Origin of the sequence: Pseudomonas putida S13.1.2 (genome assembly GCF_000498395.2) — a bacterium.
In the GTDB taxonomy this organism is placed as follows: domain Bacteria; phylum Pseudomonadota; class Gammaproteobacteria; order Pseudomonadales; family Pseudomonadaceae; genus Aquipseudomonas; species Aquipseudomonas putida_Q.
Genome location: NZ_CP010979.1, coordinates 1,069,990 through 1,093,723, shown reverse-complemented (window position 1 = coordinate 1,093,723; position 23,734 = coordinate 1,069,990). Strand labels below are relative to the sequence as shown.

The 23,734-nt window shown below is 64.4% G+C and carries 19 protein-coding genes; 5 read left to right on the top strand and 14 right to left on the bottom strand.

All coding sequences use genetic code 11. From position 1 onward, the window contains the following. The 9 genes from N805_RS04960 to N805_RS04920 form a co-directional block, all read right to left on the bottom strand. The gene (locus N805_RS04960; RefSeq protein WP_028613169.1) at window positions 1-1,608 is read right to left on the bottom strand and encodes a 5-guanidino-2-oxopentanoate decarboxylase; all 1,608 of its coding nucleotides are present in this window, start codon (window positions 1,606-1,608) and stop codon (window positions 1-3) included. Beyond that, a complete protein-coding gene (locus N805_RS04955; RefSeq protein WP_028613170.1) occupies window positions 1,601-3,718 on the bottom strand; it encodes an acetate--CoA ligase family protein in 2,118 nt (705 codons plus the stop codon). The genes N805_RS04960 and N805_RS04955 overlap by 8 nt, the downstream gene beginning before the upstream one ends. A 17-nt stretch (window positions 3,719-3,735) precedes the next feature. Continuing rightward, the gene (locus tag N805_RS04950) at window positions 3,736-4,896 is read right to left on the bottom strand and encodes an acyl-CoA dehydrogenase family protein (RefSeq protein ID WP_028613171.1); all 1,161 of its coding nucleotides are present in this window, start codon (window positions 4,894-4,896) and stop codon (window positions 3,736-3,738) included. A 32-nt stretch (window positions 4,897-4,928) separates the two neighbouring features. Next, window positions 4,929-5,723, bottom strand: a complete 795-nt coding sequence (locus N805_RS04945) for an enoyl-CoA hydratase/isomerase family protein (protein ID WP_028613172.1) — start codon at window positions 5,721-5,723, stop codon at window positions 4,929-4,931. 330 nt (window positions 5,724-6,053) lie between these two features. Further along, window positions 6,054-7,460 carry an amino acid permease gene (locus tag N805_RS04940; protein WP_016499182.1) on the bottom strand — a complete coding sequence of 469 codons (1,407 nt, stop codon included), beginning with the start codon at window positions 7,458-7,460 and terminating at the stop codon, window positions 6,054-6,056. Window positions 7,461-7,656: 196 nt separating this feature from the next. Continuing rightward, window positions 7,657-9,909 (bottom strand): hybrid sensor histidine kinase/response regulator, encoded by a 2,253-nt coding sequence (locus N805_RS04935; protein ID WP_028613173.1) that lies wholly within the window; start codon window positions 9,907-9,909, stop codon window positions 7,657-7,659. Next, window positions 9,906-10,691 carry a substrate-binding periplasmic protein gene (locus N805_RS04930; protein ID WP_028613174.1) on the bottom strand — a complete coding sequence of 262 codons (786 nt, stop codon included), beginning with the start codon at window positions 10,689-10,691 and terminating at the stop codon, window positions 9,906-9,908. The genes N805_RS04935 and N805_RS04930 overlap by 4 nt, the downstream gene beginning before the upstream one ends. Beyond that, window positions 10,688-11,404: a response regulator gene (locus tag N805_RS04925; protein WP_028613175.1), complete on the bottom strand. Its 717-nt coding sequence runs from the start codon at window positions 11,402-11,404 to the stop codon at window positions 10,688-10,690. Before N805_RS04925 ends, N805_RS04930 begins: the two co-directional genes overlap by 4 nt. Window positions 11,405-11,478: 74 nt before the next feature. Further along, window positions 11,479-12,123 carry a TetR family transcriptional regulator C-terminal domain-containing protein gene (locus N805_RS04920; RefSeq protein ID WP_016487575.1) on the bottom strand — a complete coding sequence of 215 codons (645 nt, stop codon included), beginning with the start codon at window positions 12,121-12,123 and terminating at the stop codon, window positions 11,479-11,481. A gap of 102 nt (window positions 12,124-12,225) precedes the next feature. Between N805_RS04920 and N805_RS04915 the strand changes: the two genes are divergently transcribed. The 3 genes from N805_RS04915 to N805_RS04905 all read left to right on the top strand — a co-directional run bounded on the left by N805_RS04915 (window position 12,226) and on the right by N805_RS04905 (window position 14,309). Further along, window positions 12,226-12,972 (top strand): enoyl-CoA hydratase, encoded by a 747-nt coding sequence (locus N805_RS04915; protein WP_028613176.1) that lies wholly within the window; start codon window positions 12,226-12,228, stop codon window positions 12,970-12,972. Window positions 12,973-13,107: 135 nt separating this feature from the next. Then, a complete protein-coding gene (locus N805_RS30915; RefSeq protein WP_019471226.1) occupies window positions 13,108-13,467 on the top strand; it encodes a transposase in 360 nt (119 codons plus the stop codon). After that, a complete protein-coding gene (locus tag N805_RS04905) occupies window positions 13,464-14,309 on the top strand; it encodes an IS3 family transposase (RefSeq protein WP_046811296.1) in 846 nt (281 codons plus the stop codon). The genes N805_RS30915 and N805_RS04905 overlap by 4 nt, the downstream gene beginning before the upstream one ends. 78 nt (window positions 14,310-14,387) lie before the next feature. Here the strand turns inward: N805_RS04905 and N805_RS04900 are convergent, their stop codons facing one another. From N805_RS04900 to N805_RS04890, 3 genes are read right to left on the bottom strand one after another with little or no spacing between them, the layout of a single operon-like run. Beyond that, the gene (locus tag N805_RS04900; protein ID WP_028613178.1) at window positions 14,388-15,443 is read right to left on the bottom strand and encodes a lipocalin-like domain-containing protein; all 1,056 of its coding nucleotides are present in this window, start codon (window positions 15,441-15,443) and stop codon (window positions 14,388-14,390) included. Next, window positions 15,433-17,886, bottom strand: a complete 2,454-nt coding sequence (locus tag N805_RS04895) for an FtsX-like permease family protein (RefSeq protein WP_046811295.1) — start codon at window positions 17,884-17,886, stop codon at window positions 15,433-15,435. Before N805_RS04895 ends, N805_RS04900 begins: the two co-directional genes overlap by 11 nt. Then, window positions 17,886-18,551, bottom strand: a complete 666-nt coding sequence (locus N805_RS04890) for an ABC transporter ATP-binding protein (protein ID WP_028613179.1) — start codon at window positions 18,549-18,551, stop codon at window positions 17,886-17,888. Before N805_RS04890 ends, N805_RS04895 begins: the two co-directional genes overlap by 1 nt. Before the next feature lie 238 nt (window positions 18,552-18,789). Between N805_RS04890 and N805_RS04885 the strand changes: the two genes are divergently transcribed. Next, a complete protein-coding gene (locus N805_RS04885) occupies window positions 18,790-19,857 on the top strand; it encodes an aromatic ring-hydroxylating oxygenase subunit alpha (RefSeq protein ID WP_028613180.1) in 1,068 nt (355 codons plus the stop codon). Between the two features lie 12 nt (window positions 19,858-19,869). Beyond that, on the top strand, window positions 19,870-20,820 hold the full coding sequence (locus N805_RS04880) for a PDR/VanB family oxidoreductase (protein ID WP_028613181.1): 951 nt from the start codon (window positions 19,870-19,872) through the stop codon (window positions 20,818-20,820). 6 nt (window positions 20,821-20,826) lie between these two features. Here the strand turns inward: N805_RS04880 and N805_RS04875 are convergent, their stop codons facing one another. Together N805_RS04875 and N805_RS04870 are read right to left on the bottom strand one after the other, a co-directional pair. Continuing rightward, window positions 20,827-21,540, bottom strand: a complete 714-nt coding sequence (locus tag N805_RS04875; protein WP_028613182.1) for a GntR family transcriptional regulator — start codon at window positions 21,538-21,540, stop codon at window positions 20,827-20,829. An 898-nt stretch (window positions 21,541-22,438) separates the two neighbouring features. Next, window positions 22,439-23,692, bottom strand: coding sequence for an OprD family porin (locus tag N805_RS04870; RefSeq protein ID WP_028613183.1), 1,254 nt, complete (start codon window positions 23,690-23,692; stop codon window positions 22,439-22,441). Between the last annotated feature and the right edge of the window lie 42 nt (window positions 23,693-23,734).

Here is a 23,734-nt window from a genome sequence, read left to right as displayed (position 1 = left end):
TTAACAGACGCAGGTGTGTTTGAGTTCGATGAAGGTCACGCCGGGTGTGGCGAAACCGCTGGCCAGGTCGGCCTGCAGCGCGTCCAGGTCACGCGGCTGGCGCACCGCGCAACCAAAGGCACGGGCCAGGCCGATGAAGTCCGGGTTACGCGGCAGCACGCCGACCGGCTCGATGTTCAGGCCGAGCATGTCGTCGCGGATCTGCCCGAGGGCGTCGTTGTTCCACAGCAGCACCACCAACGGCCGGTCCAGTTCCTCTACAGCCGTGGCCAGCTCCTGGGCGGTATAAAGAAAACCGCCGTCGCCTACCAGCACCAGGCCTGGGCGATGGTCGGTGGCAAGCATGCCGCCGATACCGGCCGGCAGGCCGTAGCCGAGTGTGCCGTAGCCGGTAGGATGCAGCCAGCTGCGCGGCGCCCGGCTGGCGAAGGCATAGTTGCCGGTGTAGGCCAGTTGGGTCATGTCGCTGCTGATGAACGCATCGTCGGGCAGCACGGCGGCAATGCGGTCCAGAATCGCCTGATGGGTGGCCTGCAACGGTGCATGCCCATTACGAATGGCCTGGCGCAGGTTGCTCACGGCTTCGCTGGCCTGCGCCGGGTCTCGGTCGAGTGCTGGCAGGTGCTCGAGCAAGCCGGCCAGGGTTTGCCGGGCATCACCCTGCAAGGCAATGGCACAGGGGTAGAAGTCGTTGAACTTGCGCGGGTCGATGTCCACGCGCAGCAGCTCGCCGGTGATCGGCAGGCGCTCGCGCCAGAAGTCGGTGTCGGCCATTTCGGTGCCCACGGCCAGCACCACATCGGCCTGGCTGATCAACTGCCAGCCAGGCTCCACGCACAGGCTGGAACCCGCATTCAATGGCGCTTGCGGCGCCAGCAGGCCCTTGCCTGCCACGCTGGTGAACACCGGTGCCGCCAGCCGGGTGCTCAACTGCGCCAGTTGCTCGGCCGCGTGCAGCGCACCACCACCGGCGATGATCATCGGCCGCTTGGCCGCTGCCAGCTTCAGGGCAGCCTGGTCGAGGGTTTCGCGGCACGGCTGGCCACGCTCGGGGCGGCGTGCCACCTCATCGCTCCAGTCACGGCTGACGGGTGCGGCCAGCACGTCCAGCGGCACCGAAATGTGCACCGGGCGCGGCCGTTCGCTGTCGAACACAGCCCAGGCGCGGGCGATCAGCTCGGGCAGGTCATCGCCGCGCAACGCCACAGCCGAGAAGGCGGTGATCGGCGCAGTCATGGCGCGCTGGTCCTGGGTTTCGTGCAGGCAGCCCCAGCCTTTGCCCAGGCTGGCGGTATGGTTGACGCTGGAAATCACCAGCATCGGGATGGAATCGGCATAGGCCTGGCCGATGGCGGTGGCAGCGTTGGTCACCCCCGGGCCGGTGATGACAAAGCACACCCCCGGCTTGCCGCTCACCCGCGCATAGCCGTCAGCCATGAAGCCGGCGCCCTGCTCGTGGCGGGTCAGCACATGGCGGATACCGCTCCCCGGCAGGCCGCGGTACAGCTCCAGGGTATGCACCCCGGGGATGCCGAACACAGTCTGCACGCCGTAGTTGGCCAACAGGCGCACCAGCGCCTGGCCGGCAGTCAGGGTAAGGTCATTCATGTCGTTCTCCTTGCGCCTGGCCGAGGCGGATCAGCGCGTCGACCGCGGTGGTGCCGTGGGCACCGACCATCAATGGGTTCACATCCAGCTCCAGCAGCTGCCCGGCGTTTTCGCAGGCGTAGTCGGCCACCGCACGGATGGCTGCGACCAAGGCGTCGAGGTCGGCGGCCGGGCGGCCACGGAAGCCTTGCAGCAGGCTGGCGCTGCGCAGGTTCAGCAACGCGGCGCGGATAGCACTGTCGGTGGTGGGCAGCAACAGGCTGACACTGTCCTTGAGCAGTTCGACCAGCACCCCACCGGCGCCGATCACCAAGGCCAGGGCAAAGTCGTGTTCACGTTTGATGCCCACTATCAGCTCGGCCAGCGGCGGCTCGGCCATGGGTTCGAGCAGTATCTGGTCGAACGCGACGTGCGGGGCGTAGGCAGCGATGCGCTGGCGCATCTGCACCAGTGCGGCTTCCAGGGCGGCGGCATCACGCAGGTTCAGCGCCACCGCACCGGCTTCGGTCTTGTGCGGCAGCTGTGTGCTGACCGCCTTCAGTACCAGCGGGTAACCCACGTGGGCGGCGTCTGCCACAGCGCGCTCGGGCGTACTCAGCACGCCCGCTGGCACCGGCAAACCGAAGGCGCGCAGGGCGTGCTTGGCTTGCCATTCGTCCAGCAACCGGCTTTCGCCCGTGAGGGCTTGCGGGCACAGCGGCACCCGTGCGGCCTCGCCTTGCTCCAGCAACCGCCGGCGGTTGCGCTGGTAGGCGACAATACGGCCCCAGGCCGCCAGGCCGTCTTCCACGCCCTGCAGCGCAGCGATGCCCCGGGCATGCAGGCGCTCACGCGCACTGGCGGGCAGCAGCTCCGGGAAGGCGGAGGTGACAAAACCGATCTTGCCGTGACGCTCCAGCGCGTCGCAGTACAACGCCAGCAGCAGGTCGCACTCCTTGCGCTCGCCAGTGAATGCCGCCGGGTAGTCCAGCACCAGCATGGCGGCATCAGCGGCCCCGCTCAGGGTGCTGTCGAGCATGCGTTGCAGGGCCGCTTCATCGCCCCAGATGGCAGTGGTGAAATCCAGCGGGTTGACCAGGTTGGCATAGGCCGGCAGCACTTCGGCCAACTGCCCCACCTGCTCTTGTCCCAGTTGCGGCAGACTCAACTGGTTGCGTTCGGCATAATCGGCGATCAGGCCAGCATCGCCGCCTGAGCAGGCCAGCGCGATCAGTTCGCCATCTGCCGGCAAGCGCCCGCAAGCGGCGGCCTTGAGGGTTTCGACAAAGCTCACCGGGCCGCTGACGCGGATCACGCCCAGGCGCTGGAAGAGGCTGTCGTACAAGGCATCGGAGCCGGACAACGAGCTGGTGTGGCTGAGCGCCAGTTCAGCGCCGATCTGCGACACGCCAGTCTTCAGGGCAATGATTGGCGTGCCCTGTTGCAATGCCTTGTAGGCGGCGCGTGCAAAGCCCGGTACGTTCTTCAAGCCTTCCAGGTGCAGCCCGATGGCCGTTACCCGTGGGTCGTCGAGCAAGACGTCCATCAGCTCGGCCACGCCCAATTGCGCCTGGTTGCCGACCGAGGCCATGTAGGCCACCGGCAGCGAGCGGTCGCTCATGGACAGGTTGTAGGCAAAGTTGCCGCTCTGGGTGAGGATCGCCACGCCCTTCTCCACCTGCTGGCCGCCATGGGCCACCGGCCACAGGGCGGCACCGTGCAGGTAGTCAAGCAGGCCATAGCAGTTGGGGCCGAGCAGGGCCATGTTGCCGGCCGCAGCCAGCAGGCGCTGCTGCAACTGGCGGCCCTCTTCGCCGCTTTCGGCAAAGCCGGAGGCATAGCAGATGGCACCCCCGGCGCCACGCGCGGCCAGCTCGGTAACGCACTGCAACGTCAGCTCACGGTTGGTGGCAATGAACACCGCGTCCGGGGCATACGGCAAGTCGGCCACACACGCCACACAGGGGATGCCCTCCAGGCTTTCATGCTGCGGGTTGACCAGCCACAGCTCGCCGCCAAAGCCACCTTCGGCGCAGCGCTTGAGCGCCCGCGCCATGCTGCGCCCACCAACGAAGGCCAGGTGCCGGGGCGCCAGCAGGCGCTTGAGGTTGTCACGAATCGATTGCGACATGGGTGTTCTCCTGGCGCTCAGCGCAGCAGCGGGCGCAGCAGTTCGCGGGCGATGATGTGCCGCTGGATTTCCGAGGTGCCCTCCCAGATCCGTTCGATACGCGCGTTGCGCCAGATGCGCTCGACCGGCCCTTCGTCCATCAGGCCCATGCCACCGAAGATCTGTACGGCTTCGTCGGCCACCTTGCCCAGCACTTCGCTGGCAAACAGCTTGGCCATGCCGGCTTCACCGTCGGTCATGCTGCCCTGATCCATCTTCCAGGCAGTGTGCAGGGTGAGCATTTCGGCGGCGCGGATCTGCGTGGCCATGTCGGCCAGCTTGAACGACACGCCCTGGTAGCTGCCGATGGCCTGGCCGAACTGCTTGCGGTCGGCGGCCCACTGCAGCGACAGGTCGAGGGCCCGCTGGGCCTGGCCCACGCAGTTGGCCGCAACCATCACCCGGCCGGCGGTAAGCCAGGCGTTGGCCACTTCCCAGCCCTTGCCGACTTCACCCAGCACCTTGCTGGCCGGCACCCGGCAGTCGTCGAAGAACAGCTCGTAGGTGTGATAGCCACGGTTGCTCACGCACTTGGGGCCGCGGCGGATGGTCATGCCCGGTGTGCCGCGGTCGACCAGCAGCGCCGTGACCGCGTTGCGCTTGCGCCCGTTGTGCTCGTAGGTGTCGGTGACGGCGAAGACAATGGCGAAATCGGCGTGGCCGGCGTGGCTGATGAAGTGCTTGCTACCGTTGATGACAAAGTCATCGCCCTGGCGCACGGCGCGGGTCTTGATGGCGTTGGCATCGGAACCGGCACCCGGTTCGGTGAGGGCGAAGCAGTCGGTTTTCTCGCCCTGCACGCAAGGCAGCAGGTAGTCGTTGATCTGCTCGTCCTTGCAGGCCATGAGTATTTTCGACGGGCGTGCGACAAACACATGCAGCGCCCAGGACACCTTGGACAGCTCACGTTCGATCAGCGCCTGGGACAGGTAGTCCAGGCCACCGCCGCCGACTTCCTCAGGCATGTTGAAGGCATAGAACCCGGCGGCGATGGCCTTGCCACGGATGTGCGCGGCCAGCTCTGGCGACACGGCATCGGCGCGGTCCACCGCTTCCTCATGGGGCAGCAACTCTTTGGCAACAAAGCTGCGTACCGCTTCCACCAACATTTCTTGTTCTTGGGTCAGTTGGAAATTCATCTGCGAAGGTCCTGGTCAGGGTCGGTATCGGGTTACTGGCCGGTGAAACGGGGGGCGCGGCGTTCAACCGAGGCTTGCAGCGCCTCGGCGCCATCCTGGCTGCGGCCGCACAGCAGGCCGGCGTGGCGCTCGGCCTCCAGCTGCTCGGCCAGGGTGCGCCGGGCGCCGTCGCGGATCAGCTGCTTGGTCTGCGCATAGGCGAACGTCGGGCCATTGGCCAGGCGCCCGGCCAGCTCGGCCGCCACGGCGGGCAGTTGCTCGTCGGCGCAGACTTCGCTGACCAGCCCGGCCGCCAGGGCACGCTCGGCGCCCCACAGTTCATCGAGGAACAACAAGCGCTTGGCCTGCTCGCTGCCGATCAGCCGTGGCAAGTGCCAGCTGGCGCCGGCATCGGGGCTGTAGCCCATGCTGGTGTAGCCGGCCTTGAAACGCGCAGAGGCAGCGGCGATACGCAGGTCGCAGCACAGGCTGAGGTCCATGCCACCGCCCACGGCGGTGCCGTTGATGGCGGCGAGGGTGGGCTTGTCGAGGCTATGCAGGCGCAACATCAGGGCGTGGGCGGTTTCGGTCCAGCCGTAGCTTTCCAGGGTGCCCGCAGCTTCGGCGGCAGCCCACTCGGCCAGGTCGGCGCCGGCGCAGAAGCTGCGACCGCTGCCGGTAAGCACCACCACGCGTACGGCCGGGTCGCTGTTGTGGCATTCGAGCAAGGCGTGCAGTTGCTTGAGGGTGGGTATGTCGAGCGCGTTGCGTTGCTCGGGGCGGTTGAGGGTGATCCAGGCAACGCCGGCTTCGACTTTGCTCAACAGTGACGACGACGGGGTGGTCATGGGGGGCCTCAGTGTTGTTGTGATGGTTTTGGGAGGGCTTGATGAGGGAGATACTAAACGAGTGTTCAACAAGGCGGCAATTGGCGGGATCTTGTCCTGTAACAGCCTTTAAAACTTCATAACTTGTTGTTATTAAATGATTTATTTATTTTTCTGAGTGCGGATTTCCTGGTTGTTGTTACAACTTTGTACAACTGTGGGATTCTGGGGGGCGCTTTGCGCCCCTTTCGCGGCACAAGGCCGCTCCTACAACAGACCGCGTCAGGTGGAACCTGCGTGAATCCCTGTGGGAGCGGCCTTGTGCCGCGAAGCGGCCCCGACGACCGTGAATCAAACGCCAGGCGCGCTCGGCTCAAAGGCACCCTGCCGACGGCGGTTGACGAAGAAGTACGCCGCGTAGCACAGGGCAATGAAGCCAAAGCCCCAGTACAGCGACGGCCGCTGGGTTTCATCCAGTGCCAGGAACACGAACAGCGAGCTGCACAGGGTGATGCACAGCAGCGGCACCAGCGGGTACAGCGGTGCCCTGTACTTCAGGTCCTGCAGTTGCCCACCTTCACGCAGGTAGGCCTTGCGGAAGCGGTACTGCGCCAGGGCGATGACGATCCAGGTCACGGTGCCAGACATGCCGCTCACCGCCATCAACACCATGAACAGGGTGTCGGCGGCAATGAAGCTGGTCATCAGCGACACCAGGGCAAAGCACAAGGTGATGCTCAGCGCCCGCAGCGGTACGCCGCGCTTGCTCAGCGGCGCCAGGCTTTTCGGCGCCATGCCGCTCTTGGACATCGCCCACAGAATGCGCGTAGACGCATACAGCCCAGAGTTGCCCACCGACAGGATGGCGGTGAGGATGACGAAGTTCATCACGTCGGCAGCAAAGGGGATACCGACCATGTCGAACACCTGCACGAACGGGCTTTCCATCAGGCCGGCCTGCTCGAACGGCACGATGGCCGACAGCACGGCGATCGCCAGCACATAGAAAATCAGCACGCGGAACACCACATTGCGCACGGCGCGCGGGATGCTTTTTTCCGGGTGCTCGGTCTCGCCGGCCGCCACGCCCATGATTTCGCAGCCCTGGAACGCATAGACCACGGTCATCATCACCGCGAACACCGCCGACAGGCCGTGGGGGAACAGCGACTCGCCCACCAGGTTGTCCAGCATTGGCGCCGGCGCCCCGCTGCTCAGCGGGATGGCGCCGAAAATCACCAGCAGGCCAATGATGATAAAGCCAAGGATGGTTGCCACCTTGATGCCCGAGAACCAGTACTCGGCCTCGCCAAAAGCGCGAGTGGCCAGGGCGTTGAGGCCGAACAGCACGACCACGAACAGTGCCGACCAGTACCAGATCGGCACCTCGGGGAACCAGCGGGTCATCAGCATGCCGGCAGCGGTAAACTCCAGGCCCACGGTAGTGGCCCAGCTCATCCAGTACACCCAGCCGATCATGAAGCCGGTGGCCGGGCCGATGAACTTCGTGGCATGGGCCTGGAACGAGCCGGACACTGGCATCTGCACCGACAGCTCACCCAGGCAGACCATCACCAGGTACATCAGCAAGCCGGCCACCAGGTAGGCCAGGATCGCACCCACCGGCCCGCCCTGGTTGATGGTCACGCCCGAACCCATGAACAGGCCGGTGCCGATCACCCCGCCCAGCGACAGCATGAAGATGTGCCGGCTTTTCAGGGCGCGGGTGAGCTGGATTTTTTCGTGGTTGTCAGTCATGGCGCACCTCGCCATTGCGGCAGGTGCGAGGGGCGGTACAAAGGAGGGGCTGAGCGCTACGGCATGTCATTATTCTTGTCTCCAATAAGCCTCATGGACCGCGTGCAACACGGTTGCAGTGGATTATTGGAAACGGATGTAAGGTGCCGTTGTACGAACGGATCGAAGATGTAAAAAGTCGTAAGTATTTTGTACGTCAGCTCTGGATCAACTGTTTCAGGGTCGCACGGGCCTGGCCGAGCTGGTTTGCCAATGGCTCGGCAAGTGCGTTCAGCGCCTGCCCGTCATGCTGGCGGGCTGCTTCTTCAAGGCGTCGCAACAGCGCAGCCAGGCCAGAAAAACCCAGGGAGTCGCAACTGCCGGCAAGGCGATGGGCCAGGTGCAGCACTTCGGTAAAGTCCTGGGCCGGCAGCGCCTCGGCCAACGCCATGGCGTGCTGCTCCAGTGACTGGCGCAACACGTTCAGCAGGCCCTGCAGCTTCTGTTCGCCCAGCAGGGAGCGGTGGGTCGCCAGCAGCGACCAGTCCATGTTTGCGTCCATACCGGCCTGTTCAGTCGGCGTTGCGTCGGCCAGCGCCTGGCGCAGGTTGGCCAGCCGCAGGGGCTTGGCCAGCACACCTTGCATGCCGGCTTCCAGGTAACCCGACACTTGCCCCGGTTGCACGCCAGCGGTCAGCGCCACTATCCGGCTGTGGTGGTTAGGCCCGGGGGTAGCGCGAAGCTGCCGGCACAGTTCCACCCCGCTCATGCCGGGGAGGTGAACGTCCAGCAGGATCAGGTCGAAGCGCCGCTGAGCGCATATATGCAGGGCCTGCCCGGCATCTTCGGCAAAGCTCACCCGGTGGCCATCACGCACCAGCAAGCCGCCCGCCACCTCACGGTTCAGCGCGACATCCTCGACCACCAGGATATCCAGGCTGGCGCTGACCGACTGGGCTGGCTCAAGGGGTGAATCCGGCTGCCCAAGGGCCATGTCGAGCTCGAACCAGAAGCAACTGCCCTGCCCTTGCACACTGTCCAGCCCAATGCAGCCCCCCAGCTTTTCCACCAGGTGTTTGCAGATCGCCAGGCCCAGCCCGGTGCCACCGTAGCGCCGGGCCACGGCCTCGCTGGCCTGGACGAAGCGGTCGAAGATTTTCGCCTGGACGGCCGGCTCGATGCCGATGCCATTGTCACTGACCGACAGGCGCAGGCGCTGCGTGGTCGCATCGCTGGCCAGCACCTGCACCTTGAGCCGCACCTGGCCGTGCTCGGTGAATTTGATGGCATTGGCCAGCAGGTTGCTGAGCACCTGACGCAGGTACTGCTCGGCACCGTGCTGATAACCGGCCAATTGCTCATCTACCTCCAGGTGCAGCGTGTCGCCGTTGTCCACGGCCATGGGTTCGAGCAGCGCCAGCACTTCCTGGCACAACCGGCGCAGCGAAAAGCCCACCAGTTCGGCGCGGCTCTCGCCTTCTTCGAGCCGGGCGAAGTACAGCACTTCGTTGAGAATCGCCAACAGCCCCTCGCCGGCTTTGTACAAGGCCTCCAGGCGTTGACGGTCGGCCGCTTCCAGCCGTCCACCGCGTAGCAGCTCGGCCATGCCCAGGATGCCGTTGAGCGGGGTGCGCAACTCGTGGCTCATGGTCGCCAGAAAGCGCGACTTGGCCAGGTTGGCGGCCTCTGCGTCATCCTTGGCCCGGGCCAGGCTGGCGGTACGTCGCTCGACCATGGCCTGCAGTTCGTCGCGCTTGTCCTGCAACGCCAGGCGGTCGCGCTCGCGGCGTTCGATGTCGCTGAGGATGGCGCGTCGCATGTCGTCCAGGGCATTGGCCACCGTGTCGATTTCGTCGGGGCGCGATGAACGGCGGCGGCCCAGGCGCAACGGCTCCTGCCACTGGCCGGCGCCAATACGCCGGGCGAACTCGGCCATCACTTGCAGGTGGCGGGTGACCAGGCGGTAGAACAGCCCCGACAGCGCCACCGCCAGGCCACACAGGAACACGCCCATCCACAGCAGGCTGGCAAGGCCGGTGGCGTACAGCCGACGGTGCACCGCACCCAGGTCGATACTGACTTCCAGCTCGCCCAGGTGCCTGGCCGGGCCCGAGGGGGGCTGATAATCCAGGGGGAAGCGCTCGATGCGCAGCGGCCCTTTGGGTTCGGCCTCCCCTCGTAGCAGTTGAAAATCGTCGCTGACCAAACGCACCCGGGCCACGTCGGAAAAGTCCACCAGGCCGCGCAGTTGTGTGTCCATCTGCGCCTCGTCCAGGTCCCACAGGCTGCGCTCCAGGCTGGCCAGGTAGCCGGCACGGATCAACGCCATGCGCGCCTCGATGTCGCGCATTTCGCGGCGGTATTCGAAGTACAGCTGCACGCCACTGGCCAGCACCGTGAAACACAGGCTGAACAGCAGGATGAACCGCAGCAGGCGGCGCAGCAGGCCATCGGTGTGCAGGCGAATCATCGGGCATCTGCCGGCAGGTTGATCATGTCGCGGTAGGTGACCTCGCTCTGCTCCAGCCAGCGCGCGATCTCGCCAGCCTGGTTCATGCGCCGCAACTGCGCGTCGATTTCGTCCATGTGCTGGCTCAGGGGTGATTGCCGCGATACGGCAACGCGCAGGTAGTCCACGCTCAGTGCGCTGGGCAATACGCGGATGTCCTGCGCCCCGGGCAGGTGCTCGATGAACAGTTGGCCGGTGCGCCGCTCCTGGATCACGTAGTCGATGCGCCCGCGGATCAGCTTGCCAAAGTTCTGCTGGCTGGAAGACACCCGTTCGATGTTCTGGTGGCGGGCGACGAAGCGGTCGAATTCGGCGCCATAGCTTTCGCCGTACAACAGGCCGCCGCGGTAACCGGCCAGGTCCTCCAACAGCTGGAACTGCACCGGCCGTTTGCGGTTGTAGAACACAGCTACTTCCTCGCGCACCACCGGCTCCGTGGAAAAATGCATGCGCTGGTCCCGTTGGTCGCTGTTGTAGGCCAGCACCACGTCTACCCGCCCGGCGGCAGCGTCCATCAGGCAGCGTTTCCAGTTGCCCAGCACCACGGTCTGCACCTGGTAGCCCATGCGGGCGAACAGTTCGCGCACCACGGTTGGCGCCAGGCCACGCACCTGGTGGCCGTCGCTCCAGGACATCGGCGGGTACACCGGGTAATCGCAGTAGCGCACCGTCTGTGCCGCACCGGCCGGCACAGCGAGCAATGCCAGCACCATCGCCCAGGCACGGCGGGCGCGGGGGATCATGCGGCCACGCTGGCAGTGAACAGGTAGCCGGTACCGTGAATGGTGATGATCAGTTGCGGCTCGGCCGGGTCATCGTGCAGCTTGCGCCGCAGGCGACCGACCAGCACGTCGATGGAGCGGTCGTTAGGCACCCACTCGCGGTTGCGAATCTGGTCCATCAGCTGGTCGCGGCTCAGGGTATGGCCGCTGTTGCGCAGGAACACGCTGAGCAACTGGAACTCACCGTGGGTCAGCAGGGTTTGCCCGCCGCGTGGGTCGATCAGGCGACGGCGGTCGGTGTCCAGCGCCCAGTCGGCAAACTGTTTCAGCGACTGCGCGCAGGCCGGTGCCGGGTGCACTTCGCGGGCATGGCGCACGCGGCGGATCAGGTTTTTGGCGCGCGATACCAGCTCGCGGGGGTTGAGCGGTTTGATCACGTAGTCGTCAGCGCCGCATTCCAGGCCGACAATGCGGTCGATGTCGTCGTTGCGGCCGGTGATGAGGATGATGCCCACCTCCGAGCGCACCCGCAGCTCGCGGGTCAGGGTGAGGCCGTCCTTGCCAGGCAGGCGGATATCCAGCAGCACCAGGTCGACATCCTGGCTGGCGAGCCAGGCTTCGGCCTTTTCCGCCGTGTCGGCACAGTGCACGTCGTAGCCTTCCTGGGACAGATAGGCCTGCAGCAAGTCACGAATAAGCGGATCGTCATCGACGATCAATACCCGAGGCGTCATTGCGTGTTGTCTCTTTTTTATTGGTGTTGTTCTACACACTCGCGCCAGCAGCGTACTCGTTACTGAACAGACGATCAACAGCCCTCGGGCAGGCTGAAGCGCCGCCGACCACCGGCCTGCAGGCCGTCGACCCAGGCCTCGCAGATAATCACGCCCTGCTCGGGGGTGAAGGTGCCGGGGTTGAGCCCCGACTCCAGCCACAGGCCATCGAGCAGGGCACTGAGGCTGATGGCCGCGAGGTCGGCATCGAAGCCCTGCCAGCCCTCCTGCGTGGCCAACTCGGCCAGCAACCGGCTCAGCTCCTTGCGGTACTCGCCATAGGAATGGTCATGCACCTGGTTGATCGCGTCAGCCGTCTTTACCGCGCCCCAGAACGCCAGCCAGGCGTCGAGCAGCTGCGGGTCGAGCAACTCTGCACAGAACGAGGCGCGGAAAAACGCCGACAGCCGCTCCCGGGCATTGGGCGCAGCCTGCGCCATGGCGTCACGCAGCAGCCCCATCACCCGGCCGGTGACGGCCAGGTAGGCTTCGGCAACCAGTTCGTCCTTGCCGGCGTAGTGGTGGCTGATCAGCCCGACCGAGACCCCGGCCTCGGCCGAAATCTTGCGGATCGAAGCCCCTTGGAATCCGTGGCGTTTGAGGCACACCAGGGTCGCTTCGACCAGGTTGGCCTTGCGCAATTCCGGCAGCATGCGGTGGTAGCGGGCTTCCTGGCTCATCAAGGGTTCTCGGTTCAGGGGCTGGACTGAACGACTGTACAACAAGCCGGACTGCGTGATAAACCCTTGGCACACATACCCACAACAACAAAAACGGCTGCCATGAACGACCTGATCACACGCGAGCTGGACCAAGGCCTGCTGACCCTGGCCTTCAACCGCCCCGACAAGCTCAACGCCCTGAACACCGCCATGTACCAGCAACTGGGCGACCTGCTGCTGGCAGCGGGTGAAGACCCTGGCGTCGATGCCATCATTATCACCGGTGGCCCCCACTGCTTCACCGCTGGCAACGACCTGCGCGACTTCCTCGATAACCCGCCCACTAACCTGGACAGCCCGGTGTTCCGCCTGATGCGGGTGGTCATGGGCCTGCACAAGCCGCTGATCGCGGCAGTCAGTGGCGCAGCAATCGGCATCGGCGCCACCTTGCTGCTGCATTGCGACCAGGTGCTGGTGAGCCGCTCGACCAAGTTGCGCATGCCTTTCGCACCGTTGGGGGTATGCCCGGAGTTTGGCTCCAGCCTGTTGCTGCCACGCTTGCTTGGCCAGGCCCGCGCCGCCGGCCTGCTGCTGGGTAACGTGTTGCTGGATGGCGAACAGGCGGTGGCCTGGGGCCTGGCCAATGAGCTGCATGAAGATGGCGAACAGTGCCTGGCCGCAGCGCGCAAGCTGGCGCGGCAGCTGCAAACTTACCCGCAGGCGGCGCTGCGCGTCAGCAAGCGGCTGATCAAGGACAGCCAGCGGGCGGAGCTGGAGGCCACGGTGGCGCGGGAAAGCCAGTTGTTTATCGAGTGCTTGCGCACCGAAGAAGCACGGGCCGTGTTACGGCGGCTGATCAAAGATTAAATGGTCCGGCGCGCCCCCTGTAGGAGCGGCCTTGCGTCGCGAAAGGGGTGCGAAGCGCCCCCAGGATCTGCGCCTCGCCTCAGAATCGCCGGGGCCGCTTTGCGGCCCGGTCGCGACGCAAGGTGAACTGGCCTAATGATTTTGGACACCTTCTTAGGGCGCTATCATGGCGCCCAATTGGAGGCAAAATCAGTGCGAAAGTCCTACTCGAAAGAACACAAAATTCAAGCTGCTGAGATGGTGTTAGACGGCGGCCAGTCGGTTCCTGAGGTGTGCCAAATCCTCGGAATAGGTCGTACAGCTCTCCGCCGCTGGGTTGAGCAGGTACGGCAGGAAAGAGCGGGGAAAGTCCCTGCTGGGGCCAAGGCTATCACCCCGGATCAACGACGCATTGAGGAGCTGGAAGCTCTGGTTCGTCAGAAGGATCGGGATCTCGAAATCCTAAAAAAGGCCAGTGCTCTCCTGCTTCGGGACTCCAAAGATCATTCTCGCTGATCAACGAGCTGAGTGAGCAATATGGTGTTGTCGACTGCTGTCGCGTGCTTGGGGTCAAGCGCAGCAGTTTCTATGCCTGGCGCAAACGCCAAGGGCGTGAAAATCTCGAAAGGGATGCTCTACGCTCGCAGGTAATCAAGCTTTTCAAGGCGTCACGAGGCTCCGCAGGCTCACGCACGTTGATGCAGGAAATGCGACGTGAAGGCCATAAAATCGGGCGTTACAAAGTGCGTGCTCTTATGCGTGAAGCTGGTCTGGAATGCCGACAACGAAGGCCCCATCGGTATCGCTCATCGGGCGCGGAAGCACTGATTGCGGAAAACCAGCTGAAGCGAAACTTCAAAGTTTCGACGATCAATGAGGTTTGGTGTGGCGATGTGACTTACATCCAGGTTGGCAGACGTTGGCTCTATTTGGCCGCAATAATCGACTTGTACGCACGCCGAGTTGTGGGCTGGGCATTCTCAATGACTGCCGATGCCAGATTGGCCTGTGACGCGCTGCGTATGGCGTCTGAGTCCAGAGGTAAACCTGCAGGGGTGATGTTTCATTCAGATCAAGGTTGTCAGTACACCAGCCATAAATTCAGGGCTGTGCTTGAAGAGTGCAGCTTGAAACAAAGCATGAGCCACCGTGGCCAATGCTGGGACAACGCCGCCATGGAGCGATTTTTCGGGGCATTGAAATCAGAATGGGTGCCAGCAGGGGGCTATGAGTCCGAAGCTGCAGCTAAGGCCGACATCATGGCTTATTTGGTGCGCTACAACCTCAAGCGCCTCCACAGCTACAACGGCTATGAGACCCCGGTAGCCATGGAGGAAAAGCTCAGGGCAGCGGCATGAACCTTAACCGGTGTCCAAAATTACTTGACCAGATCAAGGCCGCTCCTACAAGGGATCGCGTGATGACGGCTATAGGCCCTAGTAGCCAGTCATCTCCAGATACCCGCGCCCACCCGCACTCCCGCTCAACCGCACCGGCCCTTCCCAGTACGGGAACCGCGTATCCATCCAGGCCCGTGGCTCCACCGCGTCAACCTGCACATCCACCCCATGCGCCGGCACCTGCACCCGCCAGCGCGTCGGTACCTGCTTGCCATTCTTCTGCTCGGCCCGGGCCAGGGCCTGCAACTGCACCTGCGCGCCTTGCAGCGCTACCACTTCACCTTGCGGGCCAACCCACGTGCCGGCGCGGTAGGCATCGCCCTCAGCCTGACGCACCTGGAACACCATCAGCTTGGCACCACTGTCCAGGTGCAGGGAAAACCAGTCCCACCCGGTTTGCCCGGCCGCCAGCGGCTGGCTGCTCCATTCCCGGTCCAGCCAGGCCTGGCCGGTGACCGCGATGCACATGCCATCACGTTCCACTTCCCCGCGCACACGGTAAAACGGCTGGCTGTAATAGTAAGAGGCCTGCCCCTTGCCGGATTTCTCGCTGTAACCCTGATCGCCGTGCAGCACCAGGGGCCGATCACTGTCCAAACGCAAGTCGTAGCGAAAACCTTCACCCCCGGCGACCATTTGCAGGCTTTCGATACCCCCCCTGCCCTGCAACGACCAATCATTGATCCACGCCCGGAAAGGCTGGGCCTGCACACCGGCCTGGCCAATACCGCCGCGCGCCAGGGTTTCGCCAGACTGGTGACCATCCGGCCCGGTCAGGGCCGCGTGCCCCATCCACAGGTTGGGGCTGTTCCAGTCGGTGGTTTCAGGGCCGGGGCGCACGGCCGAGCGGAACAGGGTCCACTGCGCGCCCCAGTCACGCCCTTGGGCGTCCTTGAGGTTGGCGGTGACGTACCACCATTCGATGCGAAAGCCATCGTGCGCGCCATGGTCACGCGGGAACTCCAGGCGATGCGCACGGGCCACCTGGCTGAAACCGTCTGCCTGCTGCCCCAGCCCGGCATAGCTTTGTGGCGCCGGCGGATCACAAGCGCATAGCAGGCCGCATAGCAACAGCAAGGCGTTACGCTTCATCGGCAAACGGCCTCAACAGTTCGCGGGGCTGGCGGCGCGCCAGTTGCCACAGCGGCCAGGCGCTGGCCAACAGACTGGTGAACAACCCCAAGGCGGCCAGTTGCAGCAGCTGCACGGGGAATACGTAAAGCGGCAGGCGCCAGCCGAACGCCTGCACGTTGACCACCGCCACCAGGCACCAGGCCAACAACACCCCCAACGGAATGGCCAGCAGTACCGTGAAACTGCTCAGCATCAGTGTCTGCCCCAGGCTCAGCCACACCAGTTGTCTGCGCTGCACACCCAGCGCCCACAGGGGTGCCAGCTGGCTCAGCCGCGTTTGGCCCAACGTCAGCAAGTTGATGAAAAGCGCCACGCCGGCCACGCCAAGCGTGAGGCTGTTGAGCGCAGCAGTGGCGGCAAAGGTACGGTTGAACACCTCGGTGGACCAGCGTTTCAGGCGTGCCTGCTCTACCACGCGGCTGTCGTCCAGGGCGAAGCGCTGTTGCAACGCGGCCTTGATGGCGAGCACTTGTTCAGCGGGCAAGTCAACGCTCAAGCCGGTTAGCGCTGCCTGTGGCCACTGCATGCGTAACCAGCCGGCATTGACCAGCACATGGCCCTTGGGGTTGCCGTAATCGGCATAGATACCCACCACCGTCATGGCCTTTGAAGGCAGCGCCAGGCGATCGCCCAGTTGCAGCTTCAGGCGCCTTGCCAGCTGTTCACTGAGCATCACGCCCTGCCCGCTGGCCAGCGCTACCCAGGCGTGAGGCTGCTGCTGTAGCAACGGCCAACGCTTGAGGTAGGCCGGGTGATCGACGATACCCTGGAGCTGCACCGGCCAGCCCTGCAACTGCGTTTCTACACGCCAGCCGGGCAGCACCACACTGGCTGCAGATTGCTGCCCTAGCCACTGCGCAATCTCCAGACCTTGGGCGGTATCCCGAGGGGTGACGTACAGGTCGGCAGACAGGCGCAGGTCCAGCCAGCCGACAAAGGTCTTGCGAAAGCCCTCGGTCATGCTGCCCACCCCGACACTGGCAGCCAGCGCCAACAACAGTGCCATCAGCGCCAAACTCAGTGCCGGCAGTTGCTGGCGGCTATCGGCGACGAACCATTGCGCCAAAGGTCGCCGGCAATACCGCGTCAGCAAGGCCAGAGCCCGGTCGAGCAAGGCCGGCAACAACAGCGCCGCCGCCAGCAACAGCCCAGCCAGCATGGCAAACGCGCTGGCCAGGCGGTTACCCAGCACGCCACAGCCCAAGGCCAGCAGCAACAGAACCCCCGCTATGCAAGCCTGGCGCCTCAACCATGGCCCCTGCGCCAGCCGCCAAGCCTGAGGCTGCGCCAACGCCAGCAATGGCAACCGGGCTGCACGCAACACGCTGCCCAGCCCTGCCAGCAATGCCCCCAACACACTCACAAGCACCCCCAGCAGCCACCACCACGCGGGCAGGCTCAGGGTACCGGCAACTTGGGCGCCGTACAGGCCGCGCAAACTGGCTGCCACATCGGGCAACAACCACGCGGCCAGCACATACCCGCTGGCCACGCCGGCCAGCCCGCCCAGGACGGCGAACAGACCCAGCTCCAGCATCAAGGCACACAGCAGGGTGTTCAAGCTGACGCCACAGGCGCGCAGATTCCGGATCAATCCACGCCGCTGTTCTAGCGCCAGACCGATTGCGGCATGGGCGATAAACAGGCCTACGACGAACGCCAGGAGGCCGAGTGCAGTCAGGTTGAGGTGAAAGCTCTCAGTCAGCCGCTGCAACCCGCCGTCGTCCTGTTGCGGTTGCAGTTCGAGGTAAACCGCAATATCAGCAGGCAGCGGCCCTGGCTTGCCGGCCACCAGCAATCGCGACAACTGCCCAGGCGCGTGCAGCAACCGCTGGGCATGGCCGATATCGACCACGATCACGCCGGGCGCCAATGCAGGCTGCAGGATCATGGGGGGTAGCAATTGCCCTTCGCTGTCGCGCACCGCGGCCCCAAGCTCTGCGCCCAGTTGCCGCAAGGTGTCTGGCCCGGCCCACGCTTGCCCGGGCGTGCCGATGAACGCCTGCACATCGAATGCTTGCGGCTGCACACCGGCAATGCTGCTGGCCGGCGGCAGGCTCAAAGGGTCGATGCCCAGCAGGCGCACGCTGCGCGCGGGCTCCCCAGGCAAGCGCAAGCGCCCTTCCAGCACGGGCGTTACTGGCCAACCCTGCTTGCGCAATTGCACGTAAAGCCCTTGGTCGAAGCGCTCACCGTTGCGCGGCACTAGCTGCGCCTGCAGCGGCCCGGCCAGCACGGCACTGGCCCGGGCGTAGTCGCTGCGTGCCTGGCTGTTCAGCGCCTGCACGCCCGTCCACAGCGCCGTGGCCAGCCACAACCCGGTGAAGATGCTGAAAAACTGCACACGATGACGCCGCCAATGGCTGAACAACGCCAACAGGGCCAGCGACAAAAGCCTCATCACCCCAACTCTGGCTGAACGCGACCGGCCTGCAGCTGGCAACGCCGCTGCAAGCGTGCCGCCAGCCGGGGGCTGTGGGTCACCATCAACACACCGCTGCCGGCCTCGGCGACCAGTTGCAGCAACAGGCTCAGCACCTCATCACTGCTGGCTTCGTCAAGGCTGCCGGTGGGTTCATCGGCCAGCAGCCAGGCCGGGCGCCCAGCCAAGGCGCGGCCGATGGCGACCCGTTGCTGCTGGCCACCGGACAACTGCTCAGGGTAGCGCGCCAGCAAACCTGCCAAGCCCAACTGCTCTGCCAGGTAAGCCACCCATTGTGGGTCATGCCTGCCAGCCAGCCTGGCCTGAAAGGCCAGGTTCGCCGCCACGTCCAGGCTGCTGATCAGGTTGTATTGCTGGAACACCAGGCCAATGCCCTCCCGTCGCCACTGCGCCAGCGACGCCTCCGAACGGCCGTCGAGCGGGACGCCATCGATCAGGATGCGGCCGCTGTCGGCACGGTCCAGGCCGGCAATCAAGTGCAGCAACGTGCTCTTGCCGCTGCCCGACTCGCCCATCAGCGCCAGGCTGCTACCGCGCGCCAGGCGCAGGTCCACGCCCTGCAGAACGGGGAGCGGGCCTTGCGGGGTGGGGAATGATTTGTGGAGCTGTTCGATGGCGAGCATCGACGGGCCTTTATGGGATGCGTCTGCTTAGTAATAGCAGGTCCGAGCCGCAGTGGTACGCAGCCATCCACCCCCGCCCCCTCCTACGGTTGTCTCTTACGCCATGAAGTTAATGGATCCATATAAGTCCGATAATCGCACAGAACCCACCATAAACCGGCAGATGATATTGACCGCAAGTCTTCATCATGGCTCTAATGGATCCATTAAATAAAAACAAAACCCTGGAGAGCCTCCCATGTACCCCAAAAACACCTGGTACGTCGCGTGCACCCCCGACGAGATAGCCACCAAGCCCCTTGGCCGGCAGATCTGCGGCGAGAAGATCGTGTTCTACCGCGCCCAAGAGAACAAAGTCGCCGCCGTCGAGGACTTCTGCCCTCACCGTGGCGCGCCGTTGTCGTTGGGCTATGTCGAGGATGGCAACCTGGTGTGTGGCTACCACGGCCTGGTCATGGGTTGCGACGGCAAGACCGTCTCGATGCCGGGCCAGCGGGTGCGTGGCTTTCCCTGCAACAAGACCTTTGCGGCTGTCGAGCGTTATGGCTTCATTTGGGTATGGCCCGGCGACCAGGCGCAGGCCGACCCGGCGCTGATCCCGCATCTGGAATGGGCGGTGAATGATGAGTGGGCGTACGGCGGCGGGCTGTTCCACATTGGTTGTGACTACCGGCTGATGATCGACAACCTGATGGACCTCACCCACGAAACCTACGTGCATGCCTCCAGCATCGGCCAGAAGGAAATCGACGAGGCGCCGCCAGTCACCACCGTCACCGGCGACGAGGTGGTCACCGCCCGGCACATGGAAAACATCATGGCCCCGCCCTTCTGGCGCATGGCCCTGCGTGGCAACGGCCTGGCCGACGACGTGCCGGTGGATCGCTGGCAGATCTGCCGCTTCACTCCGCCCAGCCATGTGCTGATCGAAGTGGGCGTAGCCCATGCCGGCAAGGGTGGCTACCACGCCGAGGCCCAGCACAAGGCGTCGAGCATCGTGGTGGATTTCATCACCCCGGAAACCGACACCTCGATCTGGTACTTCTGGGGCATGGCGCGCAACTTCGCCGCGCACGACCAGGCCCTGACCGACAACATTCGTGAGGGCCAGGGCAAGATTTTCAGTGAAGACCTGGAGATGCTCGAACGCCAGCAACAGAACCTGCTGGCCTACCCCGAGCGCAATCTGCTGAAGCTGAACATCGATGCTGGCGGCGTGCAGTCGCGCAAGGTGCTGGAGCGGATCATCGCCAAAGAGCGTGCGCCGCAACCGCAACTGATCGCTACCAGCGCCACCCCTGCCTGAGGAACAGCCGACATGATCGATGCCGTAGTGGTGTCCCGTAACGATGAAGCGCAAGGTATTTGCAGCTTCGAGCTGGCGACGGCGGATGGCAGCCTGCTGCCGGCGTTCAGCGCTGGTGCGCATATCGACGTGCACTTGCCCGATGGGCTGGTGCGCCAGTATTCGCTGTGCAATCACCCCGAAGAGCGCCACCGCTACCTGATTGGCGTGCTCAACGACCCGGCTTCGCGGGGCGGCTCACGCAGCCTGCATGAGCAGGTGCAGGCCGGCGCACGGCTGCGCATAAGCGCGCCGCGCAACTTGTTCCCGCTGGCCGAGGGCGCGCAGCGCAGCCTGCTGTTTGCCGGTGGCATCGGCATTACCCCGATCCTGTGCATGGCCGAGCAGTTGTCCCACAGCGGCCATGATTTCGAGCTGCACTACTGTGCCCGCTCCAGCGAGCGTGCGGCCTTTGTCGAGCGCATTCGCAACGCGCCGTTCGCTGACCGCCTGTTCGTGCACTTTGACGAGCAGCCGGAAACCGCACTGGATATCGCCCGGGTGCTGGGCAACCCGCAAGAGGATGTGCACCTGTATGTTTGCGGGCCCGGCGGGTTCATGCAGCATGTGCTGGACAGCGCCAAGGGGCTGGGCTGGCAAGAGGCCAACCTGCACCGCGAGTACTTTGCCGCGGCGCCAGTGGATGCCAGCAACGATGGCAGTTTCTCGGTGCAGGTGGGCAGCACGGGGCAAGTATTCGAGGTGCCAGCCGATCAGACCGTGGTGCAGGTGCTGGAACAGCATGGTATCGAAATTGCCATGTCGTGCGAGCAGGGTATTTGCGGCACCTGCCTGACCCGTGTGCTGCAGGGCACGCCGGATCACCGTGACATGTTCCTCACCGAAGAGGAGCAGGCGCTGAACGATCAGTTCACGCCCTGCTGCTCGCGCTCGAAGTCGCCGCTGCTGGTGCTGGATATCTGAACCGGCTCACGACGAAGGCAGGATGACTTTCATGCTCGCGTCCGCCGTTGCCCCACCAAAGGTTTCGGCGTAGCGCAAGGTGGCATTGGCGTGCTCGCGCATGATGGCTTCGGCGCGAGCACCCTGACGGTTGGTCAGGGCGTCGAACACCGCGTGGTGCTGCATATGGGCGAAGTTGAAGCGCCGGTACTCGCGGGCCAGGTCATGGCGGTCCACGGCCAGTGCGGTGACCGAGGCGAACGGCAGGTGGTCGTTGCGTGCCAGGGCATCGGCGATGGCCGGGTTGTGGCTGGCTTCGATGATCACCTGGTGAAAGCGCATGTTCAGGTCGTGGTAGGCCTGCAGGTCGTCTTCGGTCACGAAGCCCTTGTCGAATAGCTGATCGCCATCGACCAGGCATTGTTGCAGCGCCGCGCGGGCTGACGCTGACAAGCCACGCTCTGCGGCTTGGCGAGCGGCCAACCCCTCCAGTACGCCACGTACCTCGACCGCGCCAGCGATATCATCGGCGCTGACCGAGCGCACCTGAAACCCCCGGCCGCCAAAACGCACCAGCAGGCCTTCCTGCTCGAGGGTACGAAACGCCATGCGCACCGGCATGCGTGAGACGCCGAACAGCTCGGCAGTGGGGACTTCCATCAAGCGCTCGCCGGCCGCCAGCTCGCCCGAGGCGATCATCTTGCGCAACGCGACCAGCACCATTTGACCGGGTTTGCTCATCCAGGCTACTTCCAGGGACATGAGCGGGCATCTTAGCGCAAGCCGAGGGGATGCTGCAGGCCTGTTCGGAGTGCACCCCACAAGGCTTGAGAAAGATGTGTGCGGGTTCACCCGCGAAGCAGGCAACGCGGTGCCTGGCACCGGCTTCGCCGGTGTTCGCGGCTAAAGCCGCTCCCACAGTGATCGCGCTAGCGCTTAGGTGTTATGCAAGACAGTTGTCCCCACAGCTACTGCATAAACCTGCAGCCTGCGCGGTACCTGTAGGAGCGGGTTTACCCGCGAAGAATCCAGCGCGATGAATGGCACCGGCTTTGCCGGTGTTCGCGGGCATGCCCGCTCCCACAGTAATCGCGCTCGCGTTCAGATGTTTTGCAAGACAGTTGCCCCGACAGGTACTGCATAAACCTGAAGCCTACGCGGTACCTGTGGGAGCGGGCGTGCCCGCGAAGAATCCAGCGCGATGAATGGCACCGGCTTTGCCGGTGTTCGCGGGCATGCCCGCTCCCACAGTAATCGCGCTCGCGTTCAGATGTTTTGCAAGACAGTTGCCCCGACAGGTACCGCATAAACCTGAAGCCTGCACCGTACCTGTGGAAACGGGTGTGCCCGCGAAGAATCCAACGCTGTGCATGGCACCGGCTTCCGCCGGTGTTCGCGGCTAAAGCCGCTCCCACAGTGATCGCGCTAGCTTTCAGGTGTTGTGCAAGACAGTTGCCCCGACAGGTACCGCATAAACCTGAAGCCTGCGCGAAACCTGTAGGAGCGGCCTTGTGTCGCGATGGGCTGCAAAGCAGCCCCCGGGTTTCAGCACACATGCACCAATTGCCGGGTCTGCCTCGAAGCCTTCGCGGCACAAGGCCGTTCCTGCAAGGCCCGTGCTCACCGGGCATAGTGCTGCTTACAGCGTCAGCGGGTAGCTGACGATCAGTCGCGTCTGGTCAAAATCGCTGTTGAAGCTGCGCCGGTTTGTGGCGTTGTTCAGGCGGATGTTGAGGTTCTTCAAGGCTCCGCTCTGGAACGTGTAGTTCACCTCGGTATCACGCTCCCACTCCTTGCCATTGCTGCCCGCCGCCGTGGTGGCATTTTCGCCATGCCCGTAACGCACCATGGCCAATAGCCCCGGCACACCCAGCGCGGCAAAGTTGTAGTCGTAGCGCACTTGCCACGAGCGCTCGTCGGCGTTGCTGAAGTTGCCGTTGAACATGTCGTTGCCCAAGGTTCGCCCGCTACTGCCGTACACCGACATCCACTGGCTGTCGCCACTGACTTTCTGCAACCCCAGGTACAGTGTGTGGCCACTGTGCGAAGCTGAGAGCAAGGCGTAGCCCGTGCGGCTCTGGATATCGCCGATGCGCGCCTGGCCGTCATCCCGGTCGATGAAGTAACCCAGGTTGGCCCCCAGCGTCCACTCGCCCACTCGCTGGCTGTGCAGCAGGTTGAAGTAGCTTTGCTGGTAGATGTCCTCCAGCTGCGAATGCCACGCGCCGATCAGGGTGCGCTGCTGGTTGAAGCGGTACTCGGCGCCGGCGTAGTTGAAGCCGTCCGAGGTGACCCCGGGCGCGGCCCAGGCAGAAAGGTCCTGCATGTCGGAAGAGTTGCGCAAGCTTACCTCGCGGTACTGACCGGCTTGCAGGCTCAGGCCCTCGATTTCCCGAGAGTCGAGCATGGCGCCACGGAAGGTCTGCGGCAGCAGGCGGCCATCGTCGTAGCGCAGCAGCGGAATATCCGGTAACAGCTCACCCACCTTCAGCTCGGTTGATGAAATACGCAGCTTGGCCGCCAGCCCGGCCCTGCCGTAGTCGTCGGCTGCACGCCCGTCATCGTGCACCGGCAGCAGTTCGGAGCCGCTGGTACCGCGGCCGCTGTCCAGCTTCACGCCGAACATGGCGATGCCGTCCAGGCCAACACCGATCAACCCCGGGGTGTAGCCAGAACTGAACTTGAAGATGAAGCCCTGGGCCCACTCCTCAACCTTGCTCTTGGCCGCCCCCGGGTCGCGAAAATCTCGGTTGAAGTAATAGTTGCGCAGAGTCAGCCCGGCCTTGGCGTCTTCAAAGAAGCCCCCCTCCTCGGCCCAAGCCGGCATACCCAGGCCAAGCGCCAGCGAAACCGCCAAGGCCGATCGGGCCAGCGTGCAAGTTGTGTGCATCATTATTATTGTTCTCCGCTTTCAATAGGCGCAGCCGACCGCCCC